The 8953-nt window shown below is 63.9% G+C and carries 10 protein-coding genes; 4 read left to right on the top strand and 6 right to left on the bottom strand.

Going from position 1 to position 8953, the window contains the following annotated elements; all coding sequences use genetic code 11:
* The first annotated feature begins 169 nt into the window (after window positions 1–169).
* Window positions 170–796: an MOSC domain-containing protein gene (locus EOA27_RS11000; protein WP_126081970.1), complete on the top strand. Its 627-nt coding sequence runs from the start codon at window positions 170–172 to the stop codon at window positions 794–796.
* A 171-nt stretch (window positions 797–967) separates the two neighbouring features.
* Here the strand turns inward: EOA27_RS11000 and EOA27_RS10995 are convergent, their stop codons facing one another.
* The 4 genes from EOA27_RS10995 to tsaA form a co-directional block, all read right to left on the bottom strand.
* Window positions 968–1807, bottom strand: a complete 840-nt coding sequence (locus EOA27_RS10995; RefSeq protein WP_126081971.1) for an SDR family oxidoreductase — start codon at window positions 1805–1807, stop codon at window positions 968–970.
* 126 nt (window positions 1808–1933) lie between these two features.
* On the bottom strand, window positions 1934–2893 hold the full coding sequence (locus EOA27_RS10990) for a D-amino acid aminotransferase (protein WP_126081972.1): 960 nt from the start codon (window positions 2891–2893) through the stop codon (window positions 1934–1936).
* An 84-nt stretch (window positions 2894–2977) separates the two neighbouring features.
* Window positions 2978–3292 (bottom strand): DUF2293 domain-containing protein, encoded by a 315-nt coding sequence (locus tag EOA27_RS10985; protein WP_126081973.1) that lies wholly within the window; start codon window positions 3290–3292, stop codon window positions 2978–2980.
* On the bottom strand, window positions 3289–3795 hold the full coding sequence (gene tsaA / locus EOA27_RS10980) for a tRNA (N6-threonylcarbamoyladenosine(37)-N6)-methyltransferase TrmO (protein WP_127256145.1): 507 nt from the start codon (window positions 3793–3795) through the stop codon (window positions 3289–3291). The genes EOA27_RS10985 and tsaA overlap by 4 nt, the downstream gene beginning before the upstream one ends.
* Before the next feature lie 140 nt (window positions 3796–3935).
* Between tsaA and EOA27_RS10975 the strand changes: the two genes are divergently transcribed.
* Both EOA27_RS10975 and metF read left to right on the top strand, forming a co-directional pair.
* Complete coding sequence (locus tag EOA27_RS10975) at window positions 3936–4943, top strand: metalloregulator ArsR/SmtB family transcription factor (RefSeq protein WP_126060062.1); 1008 nt, start codon at window positions 3936–3938, stop codon at window positions 4941–4943.
* A complete protein-coding gene (gene metF / locus EOA27_RS10970) occupies window positions 4943–5860 on the top strand; it encodes a methylenetetrahydrofolate reductase [NAD(P)H] (RefSeq protein WP_126060063.1) in 918 nt (305 codons plus the stop codon). Before EOA27_RS10975 ends, metF begins: the two co-directional genes overlap by 1 nt.
* Window positions 5861–6230: 370 nt before the next feature.
* Here metF and EOA27_RS10965 read toward each other — a convergent pair whose 3' ends face one another.
* The gene (locus EOA27_RS10965; RefSeq protein ID WP_126081975.1) at window positions 6231–7151 is read right to left on the bottom strand and encodes a DMT family transporter; all 921 of its coding nucleotides are present in this window, start codon (window positions 7149–7151) and stop codon (window positions 6231–6233) included.
* Between the two features lie 211 nt (window positions 7152–7362).
* Between EOA27_RS10965 and EOA27_RS10960 the strand changes: the two genes are divergently transcribed.
* On the top strand, window positions 7363–8583 hold the full coding sequence (locus tag EOA27_RS10960) for an alanine racemase (RefSeq protein ID WP_126081976.1): 1221 nt from the start codon (window positions 7363–7365) through the stop codon (window positions 8581–8583).
* A 105-nt stretch (window positions 8584–8688) separates the two neighbouring features.
* Here the strand turns inward: EOA27_RS10960 and EOA27_RS10955 are convergent.
* Window positions 8689–8953 (bottom strand): peptidoglycan-binding domain-containing protein (locus tag EOA27_RS10955; RefSeq protein WP_145970319.1); only part of this gene is annotated, 265 nt, incomplete at its 5' end.

The raw sequence follows: 8953 nt of genomic DNA, 5'->3' as shown, positions 1-8953 counted from the left end.
CCTCCCGATTGCGCCATCATTTATGGGGGCGTCGCGGCGGCAATGCGACGTGTGGTGCGGCGGTGGCAGCGTTTTTTGGTAATAACGTCGTGATCGCCATCAAGCGGCGTGATCGGATCATCAGCGCTTTCGACTGGACCGCATTCTTCGGCACCTTTAGACCAGCGGCATGCAGGAAACGAACCTGGAACTTTTTCCCATGGCAGAACCGATGGTTGACATCGTGCCGGGCCGCAAGCTCGCTGCCAAAGCAGCGGCGCTCTATGCAGCTCCGCACGATCATTTCGAGACGAGGGCGGTCGAGGAACTGCGGCTTGGCTTCGACGGTATCGCAGGCGACTTCCATGCCGGGGCAACGCGGCGTTCGGGCGGGCGCGAGCCCTGGTATCCGCGCGGCACCGAGATGCGCAACGAGCGGCAATTGTCGCTGGCCGCCGCCGATGAACTTGCCATTGTCGCGCGGCGCATGGGCCTCGCGGAGATCAAGTCGGAGTGGATCGGCGCCAATCTCGTGGTCGAAGGCGTGCCGCATCTGTCAATGCTGCCGGCCGGTTCGCTGATGTTCTTCAAGGGTGGCGTGACGCTCAAGGTCGATGGCCAGAACAAGCCGTGCCGCTTTGCCGGACAGTCGATCGCCGAGCATGTCGGCGCCGCGGATACCGATGCCACCGCGCTGCTCTTTCCCAAGGAGGCGAAACGGCTGCGCGGCCTCGTCGCCTGGGTCGAGAAGCCGGGCGTCATCAGGGCCGGCGAGGAGATCTCGGTGCGGGTGCCCGAGCAGTGGATCTACCGCTGAGGCATGCTGATATTCAGGTGAGGCCGGCCTGCGAACGGCGGTTTCCTGTGCTTCCGGTGCTCACGTACCCAAAAGTACGCTCCGCTCCGGTTCTCGGAACCCACCGTTCTCAACTCGCCCTGACCTGAATCTCAGCATACCTCGGCCGGTTTAGGCCCGGCCGAAAGAGTTTTAGCCTTTCCGGTTCTTGTTGGCGCCTTGCGCCATCACCGAGACATGGTCCCATTTTTCCCACATGGCGATGCGGTTGGCGTATTCCTGCCGGATCATCGGCAGGCCGCCATCGCCGAAGAAGACCCTGAGCGGCGGCTCGGCGGCATCGACGATCGCCAGCATTGCCGGGCCGGTCGCTTGCGGATCGCCGGCGACGGAACGGCTGCGGCGCTCGGCCATCGCCGCGCGGACCGGCTGATAGATGTCCATCGGCTTGGAAACCTTGGCCGACGGTCCGGCCCAGTCCGTGGAGAAGCCGCCCGGCTCGACCAGGGTCACGTGGATACCGAACTGGGCGACCTCCTGGCTGAGCGACTGGCTGAAGGCTTCCAGCGCCCATTTCGAGGCGTGGTAGAGGCCGATCGAGGCGAAGGCGTTGACGCCGCCGATCGACGAAATCTGGATGATGTGGCCGGAACGCTGCGCGCGCATGATGGGCAGCGCCGCCTGGGTGACCCAGAGCGCGCCGAAGACGTTGGTCTCGATCTGGTCGCGCGCCTCCTGCTCGGTGACCTCCTCGACGGCGCCGAAATGGCCGTAGCCGGCATTGTTGATGACGACGTCGAGCCGGCCGAAGCGCTTGTGCGCTTCGGCGATCGCGGCGTCGACCGCCCGTTTGTCGGTGACGTCGAGCTTCAGGGCGGCGATGTTGTCGCCATATTTCTCGACGAGATCGGCGAGCGTGCCGGCATCGCGGGCTGTGGCGGCGACGCGATCGCCGCGGGCGAGCGCGGCCTCGGCCCAGACGCGGCCAAAGCCCTTCGACGATCCGGTGATGAACCAAACCTTGCTTGTCATGATGTGTATTCCTTGCCCTTGGAGGGCCGTGAATTCTCTCGGAGGATAAGCGGAGGAATCTCCGCTTACGGCATGTACGGCGCTGCCGGCGTTTTTCCAGATGCGTTCCGAGAAATAATCCGTGGGTCAGGGATAACGCACCGCACTTGACCAGGCGGGATCCTCATGCCTTTTCCAGTAGAGCGCCATCAACCGCTCGGTGATCGGACCGACCTTGCCGCCGGCGACCGGCGCGCCGTCGATCGTGGTGACCGGCATGATGCCGCCGGCGGTCGAGGTGATGAAGACCTCGTCGGCGCCTTTGAGAGCGGCGACGCTGACCGCTTCGGCTGTGACGGCGAGACCGATTTCAGCGCACAGGTCAAACACGGTGCGGCGCGTGATGCCGGGCAACACGCCGACGGCCGGCGTCGTGAGCCTGCCGTCCGTGACGCAAAAGACGTTGAAGCCCGGGCCTTCGGCGACATTGCCGTTGAAGTCGAGGATCAGCGCGGTGTCGGCGCCACGGTCATAGGCATCGTAAAGGCCACGAACCAGATCGAGCCAATGGTAGTTCTTGATCGAGGGGTCGATCGAGGCCGGCGGAATGCGCACCTTGTCGCTGATCGCGACATGAAGGCCGCTCCGCAACTGCTCGGCATTGGCGACCGAGCCGAAGGGGACGGCGAAGGCCATGAACCGGTTGATCGCCTGGCGCGGGTCGCGGCTGAAGGTCGGCGAGGCGCCGCGCGTGCACAGCATCTCGACATAAGCCGCGCGATGGCCCGACAGCGCGACGCAATTGTGCAGGATCTCCGCAACGCCGTCGCGATCGAACGGGATCGTCATGCGCAGCTTCTCCAGCCCGCCGAAGAATCGGTCGAGATGCAGGTCGAGGCGGAAGAAGCGGCCGTCCCAGACATGGACCGTGTCGTAGGTGGCGTCGGAATGCAGAAATCCCCAGTCCAGCACCGAGATTTTGGCCTGGGACATCGGCAGATATTGCCCGTCGAGGAAGGCGACGCCGTCGGGATAGGCATGCGGGTCGATGTGGCGTGGGGAGAGAAAGGGTAACCGGTTGGCTGGCGTGGCGGCTGCCTGGCTCATTTCATTCCTCCCTCGATCGTCGGCAAGGCAGACTAGCGTCCGGTTGCGGATGAAGTAGAGCCAGGCAGAAGGCGCCGCTTGGCCTCACTCATCCTCGTCGTCTTCCTCGAGCAGCCTTGTCGCGCGCCAGCGGGTGAGCACCGCATTGGTCTCATCGATAACGAAGAAACGCGCCGAATCCCGGTCATAGCCTTCGGCGAGCAGCTTCTCGTAATCGGTGTGGGCATGGCGGACATGGGCGATGGTGGCCAGCCACACCGCGATCGTTGGCGGCAAGGTCTTCATGTGCACCGAACCGGCATCGACGCGGATCTTTTCCATGTCGGCATAAGGCGCGAGCGGAAGAAGCGCTGTCAGCGCCTTGGCGATGGCGCGGCGGCGGCCGGTGGGGGCGCTCATTTGTCGTTGCGTCCGGCGATGGTCGCTTCGGGAAAGGCATCGGTTGAAGCGTAATAGGGCTTGATGTCGATGACCGGCGTGCCGTCGAGCACGTCGATGGCGTCGATCCCGATCCGTCCGCCCTCGATGTCGAGCGTGACGAGCTTCGCCACATGCAGGCCGACAGGATTCGGCCGGGCAGGGGAGCGCAGCGAGAAAACGCCTTTCGATTCAGCCGCATGGCGCGGTTTCTGCACGATCAGATTTCGCGGCGCGTGATGGAGCCAGGACAGGATGACCATGTGGCTGGCGCGTTCCAGGTTTCGCAGCCCCGGGCGATAGGGCTCGTCGATCAGGACTGTCGCGGCCCGCCCGGATTCGCGGGCGGCGCGCATGTTCTTGGGGCAATCCTCGCGCCTCGTCCAGGGCGAGACGATGCGTCCGATAAAGACGACATGGCCGTCCGGCCGCAACTCCGCCGGATCGGCCGCAAGAAGCGTTTCACCTTCACGCGTCTCGAACATGCTCTTCACTCCGCGCAAGAACCGTCTGCCAGGCGCGGATCACGGCTGCGCCATTTTCTTGTCCGGAAGCGACATAGCGCTTGCCAAGGTTTCGAAATCGACATAAACATATCTTTATATCTTTCAACGAGAGCCCGCTCATGCATGTCTCGCTCGACACAATGGTAGATACATTGAAGGCGGCGGCCGAATCCAGCCGGCTGCGCATCCTGGTGCTGCTTTCGCGCGGCGATCTCACCGTCTCCGACCTCACCGAGATACTCGGACAGTCGCAGCCCCGCGTCTCGCGCCATCTGAAGCTGCTGCTCGATGCCGGGCTGATCGGCCGCTACCAGGAAGGGTCCTGGGCCTTCTTCCGGCTGACCGATACGGATAATTCGCGCGATTTCGTGCAGCGTCTGGTCTCCGGCATCAGCGAGGCCGATCCGCAGGTGGTGCGCGATCTGGAGCGGCTGGCGGCGGTGAAGCGCAAGCGGCAGGACCGGGCCGCCGAGTATTTCTCCGAGAACGCCGCGAGCTGGGATCATATCCGCTCGCTGCATGTGCCGGACCGCGCGGTCGAAGCGGCGCTCATCAAGCTTGTCGGCAAGCGGCCGTTCCAGTCGATGCTCGACCTCGGCACCGGCACGGGCCGGCTGCTCGAAATCTTCGCGCCGCTCTATCGGCGCGGTGTCGGCATCGACATGTCGCGCGAGATGCTGACGGTCGCGCGCGCCAATCTCGACAAGGCCGGCATTGCCAATGCGCAGGTGCGTCAGGGCGATATCTTCTCGCCGCCGGTCGAGCGCAACGCCTTCGATCTCGTCACCATCCACCAGGTGCTGCATTATCTCGACGATCCCGCCCGCGCCATCGCCGAAGCGGCGCGGCTGCTCAGGCCATCGGGCCGGCTGATCGTCGTCGACTTCGCGCCGCATAATCTCGAATTCCTGCGCGACCAGCATGCGCATATGCGGCTGGGCTTCTCCGACCGGCAGATGTCCGATTGGTTCGCGGAGGCCGGCCTCGACCTCGAGGACAGCCAGGAATTCGAGCCGCGCGGCGGCAACGAGGCAAGGCTCACCGTCAAGCTCTGGCTCGGCCGCGACCGCCGCCTGCAGATCGCAGACCCGTCCAACGATTCCTTGCCAGTGAGGGAAACAGCCTGATGAACCAGTTCCGCTTTTCCCGTCGCCCCGACATAGGCGAGAAGGTCAGCGTCTCGTTCGAGTTCTTTCCACCGAAGACCGACGAGATGGAAGCAAGGTTGTGGGATACGGTCACAAGGCTGGAGCCGCTCAAGCCGGAATTCGTCTCGGTGACCTACGGCGCGGGCGGCTCGACCCGCGAGCGCACGGCGCGCACGGTCAAGCGCATCCTCAACGAGACGACGCTGACGCCGGCGGCGCATATGACCTGCGTCGACGCCGCGCGCGATCAGGTCGACACGGTCATCCGCGAGTTCGTCGACTTCGGCGTCACCCGTTTCGTTGCGCTGCGCGGCGATCCGGCCGCAGGCGTCGGAACCTCTTATCGCCCGCATCCGGACGGCTACGCCAATGGCGCCGAACTGGTAGGGGCGCTGAAGAGCGTCGGCGATTTCGACATCTCGGTCTCGGCCTATCCGGAAAAGCATCCGGAGAGCCCGGATTTCGCCACCGACATCGACATGCTGAAGCGCAAGGTCGACAATGGCGCGACGCGGGCGATCACCCAGTTCTTCTTCGACAACGATCTTTACGAGCGCTATGTCGAGCGGGCGCGCCGCGCCGGCATCTATATCCCGATCGTGCCGGGCATCCTGCCGGTGCATAATTTCACCCAGGTCGCCAATTTCTCCTCGCGCTGCGGCGCGCTGGTGCCGGCATGGCTCGCCGAGCGCTTCGAAGGGCTGGAGAACGACCCGCAGACGCATGCGCTGGTGGCCTCGGCCGTGGCGGCCGAGCAGGTGCTCGACCTCGTCGAGCGCGGCGTCGGCGATTTCCATTTCTACACGATGAACCGTGCCGACCTCGTCTTTGCCGTCTGCCACATGATCGGCATCCGCTCGCATGAGGCGGAGGCGACCGGGTCGGCCGCGGCCTGAGGTCGGCGGAAATGGAAAAGGCCGGGTGGAAACCCGGCCTTTTCGAACTGTTGGACTATTCTCGGTGCTTGGTCTTCCCTCTTTGGCGGGTCAGGGAAGAACACCTATGATCAGGGCACCGATGAATGCGAATGCGGCACAAATCATCAAAGCGTTGATCGGCCTCGTCAGTCCCATGCCATAGCCTCCTCTTCAGAGCTATGGCAGGAGTCTAGGGGCATTTGGGCCACAGGCAAGCGGAAAACGTGCTGCAATGCGACATGATTGTGGAATTTGCGACCCGGGATTTGCCGTTAGCCGTTGAAACTCTTCGGCAAAAGCCGGCTTCGCCGTTGTGAATAAATTGTGGCGGCGGTGTGGCATGACAGCGCTACCATTTGCCGAACAGCCGTCCGTCGATGGTGATGAGGCCCAATCCGATCAGCGTCATGCCGCCGATCTCGAACAGCGCCAGCCGCTCGCCGAGGAAGAGGAAACCGAGCAACACCGCGCTGGCCGGGACGATCAAGGTGACCAGCGAGGCATTGGTGGCGCCGGCCGAGGCGACGAGGTTGAAATAGAGGATATAGGCGAAGGCGGTAGACAAAAGCGCCAGGCCCAGCACCGCGGCCCAGACCGGCTGCGAGGCCGACAACGAGCCCGTCGGCCCATAGGCAATGAGCACGATGGGGATCATGATGATGGTCGAGGCGGTCAGCTGCCCGGTGGCGATGACTGGCGATGGCACGCCCTTGAAGCGGCGCGCGATCATCAAGGCGATCGCATAGGATACCGAAGCGCCGATCAGCGCGAATTTGGCCCAGACCGGCCCGCCGAGTCCGGCAACAAGGCCCGGACCGATCATCACCGCGGTGCCGGCGACACCGAGCGCGATGCCGGCCAGCTTGTTCCAGGACAGTTTCTCATCGGTGGTGAGCGCATTGGCCAGGATCAGCGTCCAGAACGGCGTGGTGGCGTTGAGCACCGAGGCGACGCCGGCGCCGAGCTTAGTCTGGCCGGCGAAGATCAGCGAGAAGGGCACGACATTGTTGGTGAGCGCCAGCAGGAAGAACAGGCCGGCATGCGGGAAGGCGAGCCGGAACGAGGGGCCGCGGACCGCCAGATAGAGCTGAAGTGCGATGGCGGCGATGGCGACGCGGAACAGCACCAGCGCAAGCGGGTGGATCTCGGACACTGCAATGCGGGCAAAGAAGAACGAGCCGCCCCAGATTGCGCCGAGCAGAAGAAGCTGCCCCCAATCCTTGAGTGTCATCGGTCCGCGCGTCGGCGCGGCGGCGGCCGTAATCGACATGTCCTGTTCCTCCCCAGGCCGATCGCAATCTCGGCTTCACACCTCACCAACCGATAAATGCGCTCGCCGGCAAGGGCCACCCGAAACCTGACTGGTGGTTTAGCTTTGGCAAAATGTGCAACCGGCCGCGTCGGGTCGCCAGACACAGAACTGTTTTCTTTGGCGGCTAGCTAGGATTAATTGTGCGCGCTCCAGCCCCGAGGATTCGTCCATGCAGCGATTCGAAAATGCCCGCGATGCGGCACTGGCGCTTCGTCCCGACGATCCGGTCTACTGTTTCCGCCCGCAGGTGCTGAAGGCGGATGCCCTGCAGTTCATGGGCATGTTTCCCGGCAAGACCGCCTATGCGGTGAAGACCAATGGTGAGCAGATCGTGCTGAAGACATTGGTGGAATCCGGCGTCAGCACCTTCGACGTCGCTTCGCCGGGAGAATTCGCGGCCGTGCGCGCCGTCTCGGCGGATGCCGAGATGCTCTACATGCACCCGGTCAAGGCGCAGTCGGATATCAAGCTGGCGCTGGAGAAATACGGCATCCGGGTGATCTCGCTCGACCATGAGGACGAGATCACCAAGCTGACGCGCGTCGTGCGGGCGCTCGATATCGACCCGGGCGCCATCACCGTCTTCGTGCGCATCCAGACCAAGGGCCATGCGGCTTACGAATTGTCGAAGAAATTCGGCGCCGGGCCGGCCAATGCGGTCGAGCTTGCCGAGCGGCTGAACCGGACCGGCTACAAGGTTGGCCTCTGCTTCCATGTCGGCAGCCAGATCGAGGATCCCGACACCTATGAGCGGGCGCTGGCCTCGGCCGACTGGGTGCGCAATCGCCTGACCTTCGACATTGCCGGGCTCGATGTCGGCGGCGGTTTCCCCGCCGAATACGGCCACGATCCAAACCGCAAGCAGGTCGAGATGCCTTCGCTCGGCCAGCTGATGTCGCGGCTTGCCGGCGACCTGACGGAGTATCAGTTCGACCAGATGCCGCTGGTGGCCGAGCCCGGACGCGTGATCGTGGCGCGCTGCCTGTCCCTGATCGTGCGGGTGCTGCTGCGCAAGGGCAAGCGGCTCTACATCAATGACGGCATCTGGGCGTCGCTGTCGGATTCATGGACCGGCAAGATCACCCTGCCGGCCCGCTTCATCCCCGATCCGGCGATCCGCACGCGTAATGGCGACGAGAAAAACATCGTGCCGTTCAAGGTCTGCGGCGCGACCTGCGATTCCGTCGACATCCTGTCCAGGCCGTTCTGGCTGCCGGAAACGGTCGACACCGGCGACTGGATCGAGATCGGCCATATCGGCGCCTACTCGCTGTCGCTGAGGACCCGCTTCAACGGCTTTTACCCCGACACATTCGTGGAGGTGACGACGCCGTTCGACGAAGGCGACGCGCCGCAGGGGTTCGCGAGCCTGGAGACGATGGCGGATTAGGCAGTAGGCAGTAGTGAATAGGACTTTACAGCCTGTGGTCCCAAATGGATTTTCGCCTACTGCCTACTGCCTACTGCCTACTGCCTACTGCCTACTGCCTACTGCCTACAATTTCGCCAACAACTCCGGCGTCGGCCAGCCATCCACGGGCAGGCCAAGCCGCGTCTGCTCCTTGCGGATTGCTTCGCGCGTGTTGGTGCCCAGGATGCCGTCGACAGTGCCGACATCGTAACCCTTGGCTTCGAGCTTGGTCTGCAGCGCCTTCATCTGGTCGCCGCTCAGGCCCTGCTCGGGCGTGCGTGGATCGAATTGCGGCGCGCCGGCAAACCGCGTCGCCATAACGGCCGCGGTCAGCGCATAGGTGAAGGAC

The sequence above is a fragment of the Mesorhizobium sp. M2A.F.Ca.ET.037.01.1.1 genome, assembly GCF_003998075.1.
GTDB lineage: Bacteria > Pseudomonadota > Alphaproteobacteria > Rhizobiales > Rhizobiaceae > Mesorhizobium.
Note: the sequence above shows the minus strand (reverse complement) of the source record. Positions and strands in the feature narration are given on the sequence as shown.

Excerpts from the sequence above, each read along its gene's own strand:
- EOA27_RS11000 (WP_126081970.1), top strand. The coding sequence starts at position 170 with ATGCAGGAAACGAACCTGGAACTTTTTCCCATGGCAGAACCGATGGTT.
- EOA27_RS10995 (WP_126081971.1), bottom strand. The coding sequence starts at position 1,807 with ATGACAAGCAAGGTTTGGTTCATCACCGGATCGTCGAAGGGCTTTGGC.
- EOA27_RS10990 (WP_126081972.1), bottom strand. The coding sequence starts at position 2,893 with ATGAGCCAGGCAGCCGCCACGCCAGCCAACCGGTTACCCTTTCTCTCC.
- EOA27_RS10985 (WP_126081973.1), bottom strand. The coding sequence starts at position 3,292 with ATGAGCGCCCCCACCGGCCGCCGCCGCGCCATCGCCAAGGCGCTGACA.
- tsaA (WP_127256145.1), bottom strand. The coding sequence starts at position 3,795 with ATGTTCGAGACGCGTGAAGGTGAAACGCTTCTTGCGGCCGATCCGGCG.
- EOA27_RS10975 (WP_126060062.1), top strand. The coding sequence starts at position 3,936 with ATGCATGTCTCGCTCGACACAATGGTAGATACATTGAAGGCGGCGGCC.
- metF (WP_126060063.1), top strand. The coding sequence starts at position 4,943 with ATGAACCAGTTCCGCTTTTCCCGTCGCCCCGACATAGGCGAGAAGGTC.
- EOA27_RS10965 (WP_126081975.1), bottom strand. The coding sequence starts at position 7,151 with ATGTCGATTACGGCCGCCGCCGCGCCGACGCGCGGACCGATGACACTC.
- EOA27_RS10960 (WP_126081976.1), top strand. The coding sequence starts at position 7,363 with ATGCAGCGATTCGAAAATGCCCGCGATGCGGCACTGGCGCTTCGTCCC.